The following is a 17,307-nucleotide window of genomic DNA, read 5'->3' on the forward strand; positions in this document are numbered from 1 at the left end:
AGTATTTTGTTAATTTAAAATATAGCATTATTTATTTTTAATATATTGTATCAAAGAGATGATGATGATAACTATTGCCACAATTATATAAAAGTTATGCGAAACAAATGCTATAAAACCATTATTGCCACTAGTAAAAGCCGTTGGAAATAACACCTGAAAATATAAAAACACTAAAGCTAAAAATATTCCTTTCCATAAACTTTGAACGGCACTATCTCTATCTCGGGCTTTTTTAGATTCTTCATCGGAAAAAATATCAGATTTCAATGGATCATCAGAATAGAATATATTATTACTTGTATACGTATCATTGGCATAATTATCATTAAAATAATGCCAGCCATCATCAAGAAAAATTTGTTTATATTCTTGCATATCCTCTTTTTTAACATTCCTAGAGTCCACACGATATATAATTCTTTTTCTATCTTTAGATTTTTTGAATTTATAAATATCTATTTTTAAAGGTACAAACAAGCTAAACGGTGTTATACTATCTAAAATATATCCTTTATCTGCTTTATTATTTAGATATTTTTCCATAGATTTACTACCTGAATATAATCTAACTGCTAACATATCAACTATTCTCCTTATCTAAGATATTTTGGGCCACAAAAAATAAATTTTTAATTCTTAAATAGTCATCATTTAATACTTCTTGCCCCTTTGTTGTCAAACGATAAACTTTTCTTCTAGAATTATCACTATTTGAAATCTGTTCAATTAATCCTGATTTTTTCAAATTATCAAGAGCACCATATAAAGTACCAGCCGCCAATACAATTGAATGACTACTTAGCTCTTCGACTTTTTTGATGATACCATAACCATGAAGTGGTTCTAATGCTAATGATAAAAGTATATAAAACGTTGTTTCAGTTAAAGGACCAGCTTTCATACTTCACCTCCATTATTCATAAAATTATATAGTTTAACTATATATCGTAACTCTATATATCGTATAACTATATATTAGCAGAATATTTAATATTTTCAAGTATTGATATCATTAATCATATTTATATTTTGAAATATTAGATTTTCATTAAAATAGTTTAATAAAAAGATCCAAGATGATCTTGAATCTTTCTTTTAGTTATTATTCAGCTTAAAAACTTCAAATCAATGATACTACCAGAACACAAATAGTACTTAATAATGTCCCTAGTAAATAGTATTCAGCAAATTCTTGATCTTCGGCTATTTTATTATATCTTGCTATTGACTTAGCTGTCAAAACCAATCCTACTGAAGAATACTGATTAATCAACAAGAAAAATAGCATAATAATTCTTTCGATAGTCCCAATCATTCTTCCAGCTTTTATCGTATTTTCCTCATCTTTTTTAGTTGGTTTATAAGCTTGCATCATCTTAACTATAAATATATTTACTGGTTTATGTATAAGCAATAATTGGGTAAAAAAACTAATACTTATTTGAAGCGATAATCCCATAGCATTAAATATATCTAAAATCGTTTTATTGTATTCATAGGTTTTACCAGAGTCAATTATTAGATAACAAATAACTAGTAATATGATCAAATGTAAAAGTTGATCAACTACAAAAATATATTTATCGTACTCATTTTTTAATTTTCTATTTTTAATAAAGTATTTTAGTGCATCAATCATAAAATGAGAAATAATTATTGTCCATAAATATATATTTTCAAACTCGAAACAGATTAATTTAATCCAGACTAAATTTACCAATCCATAAATCACACTATGAACAACTACAAATCTAAAATTTTTTTCCTTTTTCTGTGCAATAAATTTAGTTTGAAAATAAAAATCAGCCAAGACGTGAGCAAATAATAGCATTACTAATGCTTCTTTATAACTACTTATCATACTCTATCTCACTCAATATTTTATTGACAGTATCAAAAGCATCCTTATATGCATAAAAATGCCCTTTTGATAAAATCTGTTGAATATTCGACTGGGTAACATTAAAATATTCTGCTGTCTTAGTCTGATTCATTTTATTGAATAAAACATAATTAATTACCTCTCTTTGTTTTTTAGTCCAACTATTTTCGATACTATACATTAGTTTGAAAATTGAATTTAGCGACAACTCCTGTAAAAAATTATCGCCATCTATACTGATTACGATATCTCCAAAAGCACTTTCTTTTTTCTTTTCTAACAATTTAAGATTTTCTACACTTTCCCTGGCTTTATAATAACCAGGTCCATCAGCACCAATCGACATTTCAAAGTTTATTTCTGTTGTAATATTGCCGATGCCGATACCAAATCTGATCTTGTTGGGATATACTTCTTTTTTTATATAATGGATTATATCCATAATATATTTGCCAGAATGTAATAATCCTTGAAATTCATCACCTAAAGTAATTGTAAAATTAGAAGCTATAGAATCACTATATAACTGATTTACTTTAATTAACGTTTGCTTTAATTTTTCTTGAAAAGCACTGCGATCATTAATATTTCTCGATTTTTTTACATCACCAATAATAGCTATATAAGGACTATTGTTGAAAAAGAAAAACATACTTATCACCACCTAAATTTCACTTTTAGTATAATACTTTTTATTATTATAATCAATAATTATAAGTTATATAACTTATAATTATTGATCATTATTAAAAAAACTAATAATCAATAATTATTAGTCTAAAAATAAGTATTGTCTTAATATACTATTATTTTATCGCTCTTGATTTTATTTTATACTTACTAAAATAATAACATTATAATTAGAATAATTTACAATTACATTTGCTACTCTCTCTTTTTTTTACGAGAATTATACCTTTTTAGTTGTGTTGCATTTTTTGCAACTGAACTAATTTCATCTAATTCTCCTTCTTTAAAAATACTAGATATATGTCTAGAAATAGTTGATTTATTTTTATCAAATAATTCACGATTATTTCATTGAAAAGTACAAAAAAAGATCCAAGATAAACTTGAATCTTCTTTGTATTTGTTTGAAATTATCGTTTTGAAAACTCTGCAACTTTATAAAATAAGAATTTTAAATCCTTTTTGTCGATTACTTGTTGTATTGCTAAAACATCTTATAACTATTTAACATGAGTATTCAAATAAATTAAAATGAGAGGCGCGCAAGTCCTCTCACAACGTACATATATAATACCTTAATTTTTTCTATATGTAAAGTATTATTTGATTTTTCTATTGTGAATTATAGAAAAATCAAATTTTGTATTGTATTCTATATTAGTTTCTTCAATAATTTCATCTATTTTTTGTCTTAAAGGTAATGTTAAATTTTCATTAAGCAAAAAATTTGACCAATGACAAATTGAAATATATCCTAAAAAGACGATTGAATATAACTTTCCTTTAACAATATAGGGAGATTGTTTTCCTAAAATATTGGAATGATGAGATATTTTATTACGTAGCATATGGATAGCTTTTAAGTCAACTCTACTGGGGTCCATTACTTCTTTAGGTTTTTTATATGATTTCCCTTTCATAAATTCATTAAGCTTTACAGTAGTTAAGCAATCGATTAACTTTATTAAAGTACCAAAACTAATAAAATTAATTGCTACCCAAATAGGAATAATACCATTATATGCATTGATATAATGTTTGATTGCTGGTTCTTCTCTTGTTTTAATAATATCATTATAAAGAGTTTTACTCAAAATACGATTATATGTATTTTCAGCAATGAATTTTTCTATTGAATTATTAACAAGACAATAATTATCTTTTAACAAAGATATTTTATGAATATCATCAAGTTTAAAAGTTACCATATCATATTGGCCGCATAGATTTGCTAATTTTGTTCTTAGAGATTCTTCTATTTTTCTTGTTTCTTGAAAAAGCATTATAGAAATTCTTTTATCAAGCTCACATAAAGCTATCAGTTCTGTACACTTATGATTATGATAGTCGTCTTCTTCAACATTATAATTATCCAGTAAAAATCTATATCCAGTAATATGATAATAAGTATTTACATTTTTTATATAATTATATAGTAACTGATAATCATCAATTAACAAATGTCTTTTTTGTAATTTATCTATCCTATCTTCTATCGTTCGTGATTTTTTTAATTCTAAAGTACCATTTTCTGACATAATATTCACTCCCTTTTCAAGGAATTATTTCATTTACTAATACAGTATTCTACATATTATAACAAAAATGCAAGATAATCTTGAATTTATAAATAACATATTACTCAATCAGAGTTTATAGTTTATAATGAAAAAAAGCATTTAAACTTCTCACAAAGTCTAAATACTTCTCTAATCTTTTCAATATATTATTAGCCCATTTTCTAAAAAGAATACCTTTAGCTGAATTCGTTCTATATCCAACAGCTAAAATAACATCTAAATTATAATACTTTACATTATATTCTTGAACACCAAGTTTACCCATATGTGCAAAATTTGCACACATGCTATTTTCATCAAGTTCACCTGATTTAAAAATATTTTTAATATACCTCGTAACAACAGTTCTATCAATTCTAAACAAACTAGCTATTTGCTTTTGATTTAATCAAACTGTTTATCAGGAGAAAGATTAACGCCTAATACAAAATCTCCATCCTTAAATTGAACTATTTCATTTCTTTCTACTGTATCATTCATAATATCACCTTCTTCATTTAAAATTTTACTAATTACTTTATTATATAACTACCTCACTCTTATCTCATTAAAAAACACAAAAAAGATCCAAGATAATCTTGAATCTTCTTTGTATTTGTTTGAAATTATCTCTTAGAGAATTGTGGCGCACGTCTTGCTTTTTTAAGACCATATTTTTTACGTTCTTTAACACGTGCATCACGAGTAAGGAATCCAGCAGCTTTTAGAGTTGGTCTGTAATCAGAACCAGCTTCCAATAATGCTCTTGAAATACCATGACGGATAGCTCCAGCTTGTCCTGAATATCCTCCACCATAAACATTTACTTTAACATCAAATTGATTAGTAGTGTTTGTTAATTCTAAAGGTTGATTAACAATCATTAATAATGTTTCTGATGGTAAATAATCTTTAGCTGGTTTATCATTAATTGTAATATTTCCTGTACCAGGTGTTAAAATAACTCTTGCTACAGAAGTTTTTCTACGTCCAGTTCCGCGATATTGTACATTTGCCATTGTTCTGTCTTACCTCCCTTACCCTTTAATCTTTAATTCTACAGGATTTTGTGCTGCGTGTGGATGTTCACTACCTGCATAAACAAATAATTTCATACCTTGTTTTCTACCTAATGTATTATGTGGTAACATCCCTTTTACTGCTGCTTCAACCCAACCAGTTGGATTTTTTTCTTTGAATTGGCGAGCTGTTTTAACTTTTAAACCACCAAGCCAACCTGAATGATGATAGTATTTAACTGAATCTAATTTTTTACCAGTCATTACTACTTTATCAGCATTAACAATAATCACATAATCACCAGTGTCTACATGTGGTGTATAAGTAGGTTTATGTTTACCTCTTAACACTTTTGCTACTTCAGATGCTAAACGACCTAAAGTCATACCTTCAGCATCTACTACATACCATTTTCTTTCGATTGTGGCTGCATTAGCCATAGTTGTTTGTCTCATATTTTCTTCTCCTTTATCCTTACCGGGGACTTTAGAGTTCATAAGAACATTCTCATTATATTCATTTCATATTTCAATGTCAATTATTTTCATAAATTATCTTGATATTTTCGTACATTTTTCTTAATTTTAATTATCAACGTTTTATACACCCTAAAAAAATATGAATGCCACAAATAATGTGGCATTCAAGAGGTAAAAACTATCAGCATTTTTTATTTTACCTATCTAAAATATTAACACTTTTTATTTTTTCTCAATAGAACTACTCCAGCTCCAGATGCCATTAACACTAATAATGCACTTGCTAGCATTGCATCATCACCAGTTTTTACAGCACTAGAATTAGATGGCGTAGTAGTTGTTACAGATCCATTACCTCCAGTATTATTTGGTTCATCAGGAGTCACAACTGGTGTATCAGGATCTTCTGGATCTGTTGTCGGTTGTTCAGGATCGGTTGCTTCAACTTTTTCTAATCCATTAATTGCATCATTCACATTTGCATAAGCCACTTCAATTGCTTCTTTATCTTTAGAATCGATTGCTGCTTTTAATGCATTTAATGCTGTATTTAATTTATCTAATGATTCTTGAGTATATTCACCAGTTTGGCTAACTAAAGAATTTCCTTGGTCGACCAAATCATTAACATCATCTTCTGCAACATATAATTGTAAGCTTGCAATAGCATTATTTAATGACGCTAAAGCTGTAGCTACTTCTTCATCAGTAGCGCTTGGATTCATAAATACAGCTCTTGCAGATTTAATAGCTGCACTTAAAGCTTCCCTAGAAGCTAATGTATAAGTATCATCTTTTACTACTTCTAAATCAGCATTATCTAACACTGTTTCTAATTCAGTTTTATCTGGTGCTTCTACAATTGTAAGTTTAACAGTTTTACGCACTGATGGTTTATCAGGATGCATCGCAGAGTAATGAATATTATATTCACCAGGTGCCAAACTTGCAATCATTTCTTTATTTGCATCACTATCAACTACACGTTCTACTTTTGTTTGATTAGTATCATTACTTGTAGAACCATCTGTTAAATCAGGTATTGATGTAAACATATATTCATTATCAATTGAATAATCAACTGTATATTCTGAAGTATCTACACTATCAGAACCAGGAACTAATGTTACATTATCTAATAAATCTGGTACAGTACCTTCAATAATTGTTACATCATCAGCATCAACTGCTACTGTATTAGCATAATAATTGGCAGCAGCTTCTTTTTGTTCTTGGTTTTGAGCATAATACACATATTCAATTTCAAATTTTTGACCTGCTAAATCAGTTCCAGCATCACCAGGCCAGTTACCACCTGTTGCAAAATTTAATTGAATATATTGTGGACGATTTAAAGCTGCTTGAGCAACTGGATCATCACTATAATCAACTGTTCTAACGATTTGATCATCTACGTACCATTCCATTACGTTTTCAGACCAGTTAATTCCAAATACATGGTATGTTTCACCATCAATTTGAACACCTTCAGTAGCTATATTAGTTGTTTTACCATTACCAGCATATTTACCAGCATCATCACCTTCAACACTAGCATAGTGTAATGTTTCATATACTACATTTGGATTACCAATTGATTCCATAATATCAATTTCACCAGATACTGGCCAACCGTCACCTTGTGCATCATTAATAGCTCCATCTAATGTAAAATCAGAACCTAATGTCCAAAATGCAGGGAATGTCGCTTGTCCTTCTGGCAATTTTGCTAAAATTTCAATTCTTCCATATAAGAACTCTTGTTTACCATGAGTACGAACACTTCCAGAATTATAAATTACTTGACGAGATCCACGAGGATTTTGATATTGATATTGTTCATCACGATCAGTAACTTCTAACACTAATTTTCCATCTGTTACATGAACATTTTCTTTATCATTTGTATAATGTTGTTGTTCAACACCACGGATACTACCTAATTCATATCCCCAGTCATCTAAATTTAATCCGTTTTCATCAACATTACCTGTTTCACCATCAAATTCATCTTTCCAAATTACTTCATACACTTCATCTTCAGTTTCACCAGTAACAACTTCAGATAAAGACATATTATCTACGTATACTTGACTTTGATACACAGGACCACTATCTTTTTCAGTCCATTTCATTACGCAAAGTTGTACATCAGTATAATTACCAGTGTTAAATTCAAATTCAACATCTTGATATACAAATTTTTGATCTTCAGATGTACAAGAAATTGTAACACCAGGATTTACTGTAGTTCCTAACCAATTAGTTTTTAAATTAAAGTTAGCTTCACCACCGACTTGTCCAATTGCTACTTTAGCTTTCGCAATATAAGTAGTATTAGGCTTTAATGTTAAATTTTGATATAATACCGAATCTTTTTGTTCAACTGGTAATAAGCCACATTTTTCACCGTCATAAGCAGCACCATCATAATCAGTAACTTGTGAATTTTTAAATTGCCAACCGTTAGTCCCGTTTTCAAAATCACCGTTGGTAATTAATTCATCACCAGGTTTTGCTCTTTCAAGTTCTAACATATCATATTCAGTATCTAAACCTGTTGTTGTTTGCGTTGCGGCAAAACTAGCCATTGCATTAGCACCTAATAAACTGCATGTTGTAGTAAAGGCTAATGCTAATTTAAATATTTTTCCTTTCATAGTTGTATTTCCTTCCTCCATAATAGTACTCGATGTTTTTGAATAAATAGATATTTTATGCTGACTCAAATAGTCCATAAATAAACAACATCAATGAATACGTTTACATTATAGCTTTATTTACTACATTTGTAAATAGAATTTTAGTAAATTTTTACTTTTTGATTAAATAAAAATAAGAATTATTAGTAATATATTATAGATATTTTAATATTTTTTTGTTATTAATAATTCTTATTATAAATTTTATGTAATTATTTTTATTATTATATTTTAGTAAATATTTAGTATAATTTAGTGATAACTTTATGACAAATAAAAATAGATTGCAAAACAATCTATTTTGATAAAAATTCTAATGATAATTTTTGTACTTTTTTTATTTGTTCAATAGTATCAAAATTATGATTCCCATTTTCAATCGAAACAAAATTTAATTGATCAGAAAATTTAGGAACATATAATTTAGATATTTCATATGGCACAGTAGTATCAGCAGTTCCATGAATAACTAATAAATCATTTTTGAAAATATCAAGATTTTCATAAAAATCACGTACCAAAAGATCATCAACAAATTCCTGCGATATTTCATAACCACCATGATCATACAAACCATCTTTGTTTGCTTCTACTTTCCCTGTTAAATAATCTAAAGCAGCCGGTAAATTAAACGCTGGAGCCCAAAGCACCATTTTTTTGATATCATCGGGATGTACTTTAGCTAATTCACTAGCAATAGCACCACCCATCGAATGACCTAGCAAATACACTTCAGTACAATTTTTATCATCTAAAGCTTTCTGTAAAACAAGCTCGGCACATTCTAACTCATCTTTAAATGTCATGTCTTTAAAATCCAAATCACTTTCACCACTACCTAAAAAATCAAATCTCATAGTAGCAATTCCTTTTTCTTCTAACATCCTTGATAGTTGAACATATGAAAATTTAGTTCCGGTTTTTTGTCCGGTAAATCCATGAAAGATAATACAAATTGGATACTTATCATTTTGAGGCTGATGAAAGAAACCACGCATTACTCCTTTAGGAGTTTTAAGTTCTAAATATTGTTGCATTAATAAATACCGTGCGCTAGCTTAAAGCGATGAATTCCTCTATTATCAATATATTGTTGGGTAATAAAGCGAATATTTTCTTCATCATAATCGCCACCGATTTGTAGGCAAGTATCCATAATTTCACTAGTTAAAGTTAACCAAATTTCATCACTAAATTCTTCTGTAGTAATCATTTCTTTGACTATTTTTAAACAGTCATCAATATAATCAGATTTATCTATTTCTACAATTCCTTCCATTTCTATTCCTCCTTAACTAATTCATTCATTACATAACCAGCAATCATCAATCCCGCTACTGAAGGAACATAGCTCATACTACCAGGAGTATTTCCTTCTACCTTTCTAGGCTGTTCTGTCGAAAATAAAACTGGACACTTTTTTATTTGTCGTTTTTTTAGTTCCCGACGCATTACCCGTGCCAAGGGACAAACGCTAGTTTTATAAATATCATCAATTCTAAAACTTGTTGGATCCAGCTTATTACCAGTACCCATTGATGAAATTATCTTAATATTTAATTTTTGGCAATTTTCAATTAAAGCAATTTTAGCTTTAACAGTATCAATGGCATCAACAACAAAATCACAATCTTCAAACATAAATTCATCACCTTGTTCAGGTAAATAAAACTGTTGATAACTTTGAATCTTTAAATTAGGGTTGATATCCAGACATCGTTGTCTGGCAATTTCCACCTTAGGCTGACCAATTGTTGAATGAAGAGCATATAGTTGTCGATTGATATTAGTAACATCAACACAGTCATGATCAATTAGTACCAGTGAGCCAACACCACCACGCGATAATGCCTCGACTACATAACTGCCAACTCCACCCAAGCCAAAAACAGCAACTTTTTTTCTTTGTAATTTTTCAACCCATTGACTACCAACCATTCGATCAATACGTGCAAACTGTTCCATAAGTCACCTCGTGTTTATTATAAACTAATTGAAAAATATTATAAAGCAATAGCATTAATTTTTTTATAGTCCAATTTGGTCTAAAATCAAAATGTGAACTAAAGTACCTCTATAATAAAATCAGGTGGTGATTTTTATGAGATACAAACGAATCCGTGATCTACGGGAAGATCGAGATATGACACAAAAACAAGTAGCTGATTACTTAAATGTATCTCAAAAATCATACTCTCGATATGAACGAGGTGAGAGAACTATCGATCCCGAAATTCTTTCTAAACTAGCGACCCTTCATGAAACCACCGTTGATTATTTAATCGAAAGAACTAATGATAAGACTGATTATACCAAAAAAAGAACAAATAATCGCTAATATAAATAAAACGTTTGGAGTTTTCCAAACGTTTATTCATAATCTGCTGTATAACCGCGACCATCTAACTCTAATTTTACTACCTGCCATTCTTTAATCAAATCACCTAATTCTTCTTTGATTCGAACAACACCCATTTTGTCTTCTTCTCTAATCAATGCCATTATTGTTGGTCCCGCACCAGATAAATAAGCTCCTAATACCTGTTCATCTTGATCCAAAACCGCCATAATTTCATCATATCCCTTGATCAAACCTCCACGATAAGGCTGATGTAACCGATCTTTAAAACCTAATTTTAGCCCATCATCATAACCATTGATCAGTGAGGCAACCATCAAAGCTAAATGCGAAACATTGGTAATCGCATCACTTCGTGGTAAGTCTTGTGGTAAAACTGAACGAGATTGTTCTGTAGAAAGAGTAAATGGTGGAATTAAAGCTACAAATCGATATTTATGTTTAACCGGTATATTTAAAGTTAAAACATTTTCTTCTTCCATAACCGAAACAGTTAGACCTCCGAAAATTGCCGGAGCAACATTGTCTGGATGCCCTTCGATCGATGTTGCCAACTCAAGAATTTCTTGACGATCTTCAGCTTTATCTTTAAAAGCAAAAGCACCAACAATTCCAGCAACGATACAAGTAGAACTACTTCCTAATCCTCTTGTATATGGAACATCACCAGAACATTCAATTTTTACACCACTATATTGTAATCCACAAGCTGTAGCCGCCTGTTTAAACGCCTGGTATGTCAAATTATTTTCATTACAAAATTGCTGTGGACAGCCAGTAATTACTAGGCCATTTTCAATCAATTCAAATGTAAATGTATTGTACATTGTTAAAGCTACCCCAGCAACGTCAAACCCCGGTCCTAGATTAGCACTAGTTGCAGGTACTTTTACCTTTACTTGCATAATTGCCTCCCTTTAGATAGATTCAATTTCTCCTTTGATAAAATCAATTATTTCGCTTTTATCAATTGCCTGTTTATGTAGTACTTTACGATCCTTAATTCCTTGTAATGGTTTAGGAACAGGTACCCCAGTCTTTTGATTTAATTTATCAATTGCTTCATATACATCTAATTGTTCACCATAAATAGCTTGATATACTGATTCAGGGAATTTATATGGTGAAGCTGTTGCCAATAAAACCGTTTTTGTATCATCATTACTTTCTTGTTGATAACGTTTCAAAACCCCATACCCTACTGCTGTATGAGTATCTAATAGATAACCTGTTGTTTGATAACATTCTTTAATTGTCGCTAAAACTTCTTCTTCGTTTAAACATCCGGCTTTAAATTGTTCTTTAATTTTAGCAAATGTTTCATCATCAACTTCATAGACACCATCTTGATTTAATTTATCCATATAACTACGTACTTTATCACCATCATTAGTCATAAACCATACTAATCTTTCTAAGTTACTAGAAACTAAAATATCCATTGCTGGTGCATTAGTTTTATAAAACTCACGATTAGCATCGTATTTTCCCGTTGTGAAGAAATCAGTTAAAATATTATTTTTATTTGAAGCACAAATAAACTTATTAATTGGTAACCCCATTTGTTTAGCAAAATATCCAGCTAAACAATTACCAAAGTTACCACTAGGAACGCAGAAATTGATTTTATCTCCTAATTCAATTTCATTATTACGAACTAATTCAAAATAACTATGGAAATAATATACAATTTGTGGAATTAATCGTCCAACATTAATTGAATTGGCTGATGATAAAAAGACATTGTGTTTATCACTAGCTTCTTTTAATTCTTTAGATGCAAAAGCCTTCTTAACCGCTGTTTGGGCATCATCAAAATTACCATGAATTCCAACCACTTTAACATTATCACCAGTTTGACTAACCATTTGTTGCTGTTGAATTGCTGAAACACCATCTAATGGGTAGAAAACTTTAATACTGGTTCCCGGCACATCTTTAAATCCTTCTAAAGCGGCTTTACCAGTATCCCCACTAGTTGCTGCCAAAATCATTACCTCACGTTGTTCATTTAATTGTTTTAATGATAAAGTCATTAAGTAAGGTAATAAAGATAATGCCATATCTTTAAAGGCCGCAGTCTGTCCATGGAAAAGCTCTGCTACAAAAACATCTCCAGCTTTTTTGACTGGCACTACTTCTTTAGGAAATAATCCTTTTCCATAGGCATTTAAACAGGCATCATGGATTAAACCTTTACCATCTTCTGGTACAAACGTGCTTAAAACTTCAGTTGCTAAATCAACATAATCAAGTTTCATCAACGCTTCAAGATCCATTTTTGTAAAATCAAAATCAGGCACTAATAACCCACCATCATCGCCGATTCCTTGGACAATTGCCTGATAAAAATTAATTGCTTTTTGTTGGTTTCGAGTACTAATATATTCTTTTACCATCACTAAACCCCCTGTATGATTTTAATTATTGTATACAATTTATTTATATAAGTCAATACATTGTTTATTATAGCACAACTGATAAAATTACTTTGATTATTTCAATTATTATTGTTAATCGTTGACTATTGTATACAATCGTGGTAATATGTCATAAATTAGAAAAAATGGAGGATTATATTATGTTATTAATGGGCATGAATTCGATGATGATTATTATAACCAGTTTAATCATGCCTATGAATAAATAATTGGTTCTGCTTTTTATTATTTGGAATGTTAGGGCCTTTGTTTAAAGGCCGATTTTTTATATAAGGGGGAATAAGATGAAAATCGGAGTTGTCGGACTAGGAACTGTTGGTTACGGAGTTGTAGAAATTTTGACCAATGAAAAAAACAGATTAGAAAAGGCCATCAATGAAGAAATAGTTATTAAATATGGTTGTGGTTTAGAAGAAGTTGATTTGCCTGATGGAATTATTTATACTAAAGATTTTAATGATGTAATTAATGATAAAGAAATTGATGTTGTTGTTGAACTTGTCGGTGGTTTAACAGTAGCTAAACAAATTATCTTAGGAGCTATTAATAATGGTAAGCATGTGGTAACTGCTAACAAAGCTTTATTGGCTCATGATGGAAAAGAAATCTTTTTAGCCGCTAAAAAGAATCGAGTTCATATTTTTTATGAAGCCAGTGTTGGTGGTGGTATTCCGGTTTTAGTTGGACAAAAAGAAAGTTTAATTGCCAATAATACTAAAGAGATTATTGGAATCTTAAATGGAACTACTAACTTCATTTTAACTTTAATGGAAAATGAAAATCTAGATTTTAACGAAGCTTTAACGATTGCTGATGGTCTTGGATATGTTGAAGCTAATCCAGCCTTAGACTTGGATGGAATTGATGCGGCTCATAAAATTTGTATTTTGGCGCAAAATGGATTTAAAAAATACATTGATTTTGATAAAATCTCTGTTAGCGGTATTCGTAATGTTACAAAAGTTGATATGGATTATGCCAAAAAGCTCGGATATCGTTTTAAACTGATTGCTCAAGCAAAAGAAGTTAATAACGGAATTGGAATTGATGTTGCAGCAACCTTAGTTAATAAAAAAGAACTAGTCGCTAGCGTTATGGATGCATATAATGTAATAGAAATTGATAACGACTATGTTGAAAATGTTATTTTTTATGGAAAAGGAGCTGGACGTTATGTAACTGCTTCAGCTGTAGTAAGTGATATTATCAAAACAGTACAAAAAGAATATTGGGATCACGATTATGAAGATTGTCCTAACATTTACCCAATCACTAAATCAAAATATTATTTACGCACTGATCGACCTATTGATGTTGATTATGAATTGTATTTCACTGAAAAACAAGACCATATTTACATCACTCACGAAATTGAACTTGCTAACTTAACAACTAGTCTTGGCAATCTTGAATATACAATTTTTAAAGTGAGGGGATAAAATGAATATTATTGTCCAAAAATTTGGCGGAACATCAACTCGCTCAAGAGAAACACGCTCTTTGATGTATAACAACATCATTCGAGAAATCAATAATGGTAATAAAGTTGTTGCCGTTGTTTCAGCCATGGGACGTTATGACGATCCTTATGCTACAGATACTTTATTATCAATTGTTAATACTAAACAGTTAACTGATGAAGAGATTGACCGCCTAACAAGTATTGGAGAAACTATTTCAACTTTAGTTTGTAAAAGTGAAATGGCTAGTCTAGGATATCGTAGCGCCACGACTACCAATGACGAACTGGGAATCGTAACGGATTCAACTTTCAAAAACGCTACTATTAATCATGTTGAGGGTAAAGAAATCATTAAAAAACTAGAATACGCTGATGTCGTCTTCTGTCCTGGATTCCAAGGACATTCTGTCCATGGTAAAATTACCACACTGGGACGCGGTGGCAGTGATTTATCAGCAGTTGCTATCGGAGTAGCTGTTGATGCCAGTGAAGTTGAAATATATAGCGATGTTAACGGTATCTATACTGCTGATCCTAGAATAGTACCAGATGCTATTAAGCTAGATTACATCAGTTACGCTGAAATGTTGGAATTATCTAAAAATGGTGCTAAAGTATTAAATCATCGTTGTGTCCAATTAGCTGCTAGTCACAACATTGCTATTCACGCCCGGTCTTCATTTGAAGATAGTAAAGGGACATATGTTATAGGAGATGATCGTATTATGAAAGAAAATATTAATCAATTAATTATCTCAGGCATTACCGGTTCTCAAAACGAAGCCCGAATCACCTTAGTAAAGGTCGATGCCACTAATAACAGCGCCGGAAATTTATTTAAAAAAATTTCTGATGTCGGTGTAAATGTTAATGTTTTTAATCAGGCTTTAGTCGGTGGTGGTCGCATGGATATATCTTTAATTATAAGTGATAAAGATGTTCCCGCGGTTATTGAAGTTCTCAATGATCTTAAACCACAATTAAACGCTGAAAGAACAATTGTTCGTGGTAATATCGGTAAGGTATCGGTTATAGGAGTTGGAATTAAAAACAACCGTGGTATGTTCCAAAAAGCTTATAACACTTTAATGGAAAATGAAATCAATGTCGAAATGACCTCTTGTTCAGAAATAAATATTTCATGTTATATCGATCGCGATGACGTTAAAAGAGCTCAAGTCTTATTACATGAAGCATTTTTAGGAAAGAAAGGAAGTAAAATAAATGAAAAAATATAAAGTTGCCATTGTCGGAGCTACTGGAGCTGTCGGAAGAGAAATGTTACGTTGTATCTTTCAATTCAATTTCCCATTTGAAAGTTTAAAATTATTAGCTTCTAGTCGTAGTGCAGGAAAAGAAATTGAATTTGAAGGACATAAATTTATTGTAGAAGAATTAACTGAAAATAGCTTTGAAGGTATTGAAGTTGCTTTCTGGTCTGCCGGAGGTAGTATTTCTGCCAAATATATGGAATATGCGGTTAAGGCTGGATGTATCAATATTGATAATACTAGTCATTTTAGAATGGATCCTGATGTTCCATTAGTTGTTCCAGAAGTAAATGGCGAAGCCTTAAAAAATCATAAAGGAATTATCGCTAATCCAAATTGTACAACAATTCAAATGGTTAGTGCCTTGAATCGTTTAAATGAATATTTCGATATCGAAAGAATTATCGTTTCTACTTATCAGGCTGTTTCTGGTGCTGGAGTAGCTGGAATGGAAGAATTATATCGTCAATCACAAGAAGTATTAGATGGTAAAGAACCTGTAGCTAAAACATTACCTTGTGCCAGTGATAAAAAACATTTCCCAATTGCCTTTAACTGTATTCCTCAAGTTGATAAATTTGATTTAGATAATCATTTTACTAAAGAAGAAATGAAAATGGTAAATGAAACTAAAAAGATTTTCAACAAGGATATTAAAGTTAATGCCACATGTGTTCGGGTTCCAGTTTTAAGAGGACACTCTGAATCTGTTTATATTGAAACTAAAAAACCAATTGACATTGATAAAGTCTTTGAACTATTAAATAACTCAACTGGAGTTGAATTATATGATGATATTGAAAACCAAATCTATCCAATGGCTAACTTATTTGTAGGCGATGAATTAGTTCATGTTGGACGGGTTCGTAAAGATTTAGATAATCCTAATGCTTTAAGTTTATGGATCGTTGCTGATCAATTAATGAAAGGCGCTGCTTATAATTCAATTGATATTGGTCTTAAAATGATTGAAATGGGATTATTATAATATAATCTTTTTATCAATTATTATAAAACTTATTTAAAAAAGGAAAGGTCATTGCATCTTTCCTTTTTGTATTAATTAACTACTAACCAAATATTCCCCATTTTAATTCCCGAGTATATTTAACCATAAAATAACCACCATAACCGCAGCAATTAAATCTATCAAAAGCTTGCTAGATTCTTGGAATTACTGAATGTTATAAATGCTACTATTAATATGTACAAAAACGATCATATAAAAATGTACAAAATCAATGCAACATAATATAATAATTCAGTTTTTATTGGAGGTTATATTATGATTATGAATTTAACAGTTAGTTCGAGTATTGAGATTAATTGTTTGCTTGATTTACCAAAATTGAAAGTATTAGTAGAGGAGTTAAAATTGAAAATAAATAAATCACAAATTGCCCGAGAGCTTGGTGTAGATAGAAGATTGATTGATAAAT

The 17,307-nt window shown here is 30.2% G+C and carries 18 protein-coding genes; 4 read left to right on the forward strand and 14 right to left on the reverse strand.

Translation table 11 applies throughout. From position 1 onward, the window contains the following. Nucleotides 1-27: 27 nt before the first annotated feature. From Q0K54_RS02070 to Q0K54_RS02125, 12 genes are all read right to left on the reverse strand, one after another. Nucleotides 28-582, reverse strand: a complete 555-nt coding sequence (locus Q0K54_RS02070; protein WP_294578184.1) for a DUF2812 domain-containing protein — start codon at nt 580-582, stop codon at nt 28-30. A 1-nt stretch (nt 583) separates the two neighbouring features. Continuing rightward, nucleotides 584-904, reverse strand: a complete 321-nt coding sequence (locus tag Q0K54_RS02075) for a PadR family transcriptional regulator (protein ID WP_294578185.1) — start codon at nt 902-904, stop codon at nt 584-586. Between the two features lie 219 nt (nt 905-1,123). Then, on the reverse strand, nt 1,124-1,864 hold the full coding sequence (locus Q0K54_RS02080) for a DUF3307 domain-containing protein (RefSeq protein WP_294578186.1): 741 nt from the start codon (nt 1,862-1,864) through the stop codon (nt 1,124-1,126). After that, entirely contained in the window at nt 1,854-2,537 is a 684-nt protein-coding gene (locus tag Q0K54_RS02085; RefSeq protein WP_294578187.1) for a SatD family protein, read from the reverse strand. Before Q0K54_RS02085 ends, Q0K54_RS02080 begins: the two co-directional genes overlap by 11 nt. 637 nt (nt 2,538-3,174) lie before the next feature. Then, entirely contained in the window at nt 3,175-4,113 is a 939-nt protein-coding gene (locus tag Q0K54_RS02090; protein ID WP_294578188.1) for an Abi family protein, read from the reverse strand. Between the two features lie 115 nt (nt 4,114-4,228). Continuing rightward, on the reverse strand, nt 4,229-4,519 hold the full coding sequence (gene rhuM / locus Q0K54_RS02095; protein ID WP_294578189.1) for a RhuM family protein: 291 nt from the start codon (nt 4,517-4,519) through the stop codon (nt 4,229-4,231). Nucleotides 4,520-4,760: 241 nt separating this feature from the next. Further along, entirely contained in the window at nt 4,761-5,153 is a 393-nt protein-coding gene (rpsI, locus tag Q0K54_RS02100; RefSeq protein ID WP_294578190.1) for a 30S ribosomal protein S9, read from the reverse strand. Between the two features lie 18 nt (nt 5,154-5,171). Next, nucleotides 5,172-5,609: a 50S ribosomal protein L13 gene (gene rplM, locus Q0K54_RS02105; protein ID WP_294578191.1), complete on the reverse strand. Its 438-nt coding sequence runs from the start codon at nt 5,607-5,609 to the stop codon at nt 5,172-5,174. 236 nt (nt 5,610-5,845) lie between these two features. Beyond that, complete coding sequence (locus tag Q0K54_RS02110; RefSeq protein ID WP_294578192.1) at nt 5,846-8,293, reverse strand: family 16 glycosylhydrolase; 2,448 nt, start codon at nt 8,291-8,293, stop codon at nt 5,846-5,848. A 338-nt stretch (nt 8,294-8,631) separates the two neighbouring features. Next, nucleotides 8,632-9,372, reverse strand: coding sequence for an alpha/beta hydrolase (locus Q0K54_RS02115; RefSeq protein WP_294578193.1), 741 nt, complete (start codon nt 9,370-9,372; stop codon nt 8,632-8,634). Next, nucleotides 9,372-9,614: a hypothetical protein gene (locus tag Q0K54_RS02120; RefSeq protein ID WP_294578194.1), complete on the reverse strand. Its 243-nt coding sequence runs from the start codon at nt 9,612-9,614 to the stop codon at nt 9,372-9,374. The genes Q0K54_RS02115 and Q0K54_RS02120 overlap by 1 nt, the downstream gene beginning before the upstream one ends. Nucleotides 9,615-9,616: 2 nt before the next feature. Then, complete coding sequence (locus Q0K54_RS02125) at nt 9,617-10,300, reverse strand: tRNA threonylcarbamoyladenosine dehydratase (RefSeq protein WP_294578195.1); 684 nt, start codon at nt 10,298-10,300, stop codon at nt 9,617-9,619. Nucleotides 10,301-10,436: 136 nt separating this feature from the next. On the opposite strand from Q0K54_RS02125, the gene Q0K54_RS02130 reads away from it, so the two are divergent. Then, nucleotides 10,437-10,673 (forward strand): helix-turn-helix domain-containing protein, encoded by a 237-nt coding sequence (locus tag Q0K54_RS02130; RefSeq protein WP_294578196.1) that lies wholly within the window; start codon nt 10,437-10,439, stop codon nt 10,671-10,673. A 32-nt stretch (nt 10,674-10,705) separates the two neighbouring features. Here Q0K54_RS02130 and thrB read toward each other — a convergent pair whose 3' ends face one another. Both thrB and thrC read right to left on the reverse strand, forming a co-directional pair. After that, a complete protein-coding gene (gene thrB / locus Q0K54_RS02135; RefSeq protein WP_294578197.1) occupies nt 10,706-11,599 on the reverse strand; it encodes a homoserine kinase in 894 nt (297 codons plus the stop codon). 12 nt (nt 11,600-11,611) lie between these two features. Then, entirely contained in the window at nt 11,612-13,093 is a 1,482-nt protein-coding gene (thrC, locus tag Q0K54_RS02140) for a threonine synthase (RefSeq protein ID WP_294578198.1), read from the reverse strand. A 326-nt stretch (nt 13,094-13,419) separates the two neighbouring features. On the opposite strand from thrC, the gene Q0K54_RS02145 reads away from it, so the two are divergent. Genes Q0K54_RS02145 through Q0K54_RS02155 form a run of 3 tightly spaced genes read left to right on the forward strand, consistent with a single transcriptional unit; the run spans nt 13,420 to nt 16,856 of the window. After that, nucleotides 13,420-14,574 (forward strand): homoserine dehydrogenase, encoded by a 1,155-nt coding sequence (locus Q0K54_RS02145; protein ID WP_294578199.1) that lies wholly within the window; start codon nt 13,420-13,422, stop codon nt 14,572-14,574. Between the two features lies 1 nt (nt 14,575). Then, nucleotides 14,576-15,835: an aspartate kinase gene (locus tag Q0K54_RS02150; protein ID WP_294578200.1), complete on the forward strand. Its 1,260-nt coding sequence runs from the start codon at nt 14,576-14,578 to the stop codon at nt 15,833-15,835. Continuing rightward, nucleotides 15,822-16,856 (forward strand): aspartate-semialdehyde dehydrogenase, encoded by a 1,035-nt coding sequence (locus Q0K54_RS02155; protein WP_294578201.1) that lies wholly within the window; start codon nt 15,822-15,824, stop codon nt 16,854-16,856. The genes Q0K54_RS02150 and Q0K54_RS02155 overlap by 14 nt, the downstream gene beginning before the upstream one ends. Nucleotides 16,857-17,307 lie beyond the last annotated feature (451 nt).

The organism is uncultured Thomasclavelia sp., assembly GCF_944324745.1.
Classification (GTDB): Bacteria; Bacillota_I; Bacilli_A; order Erysipelotrichales; family Coprobacillaceae; genus Thomasclavelia.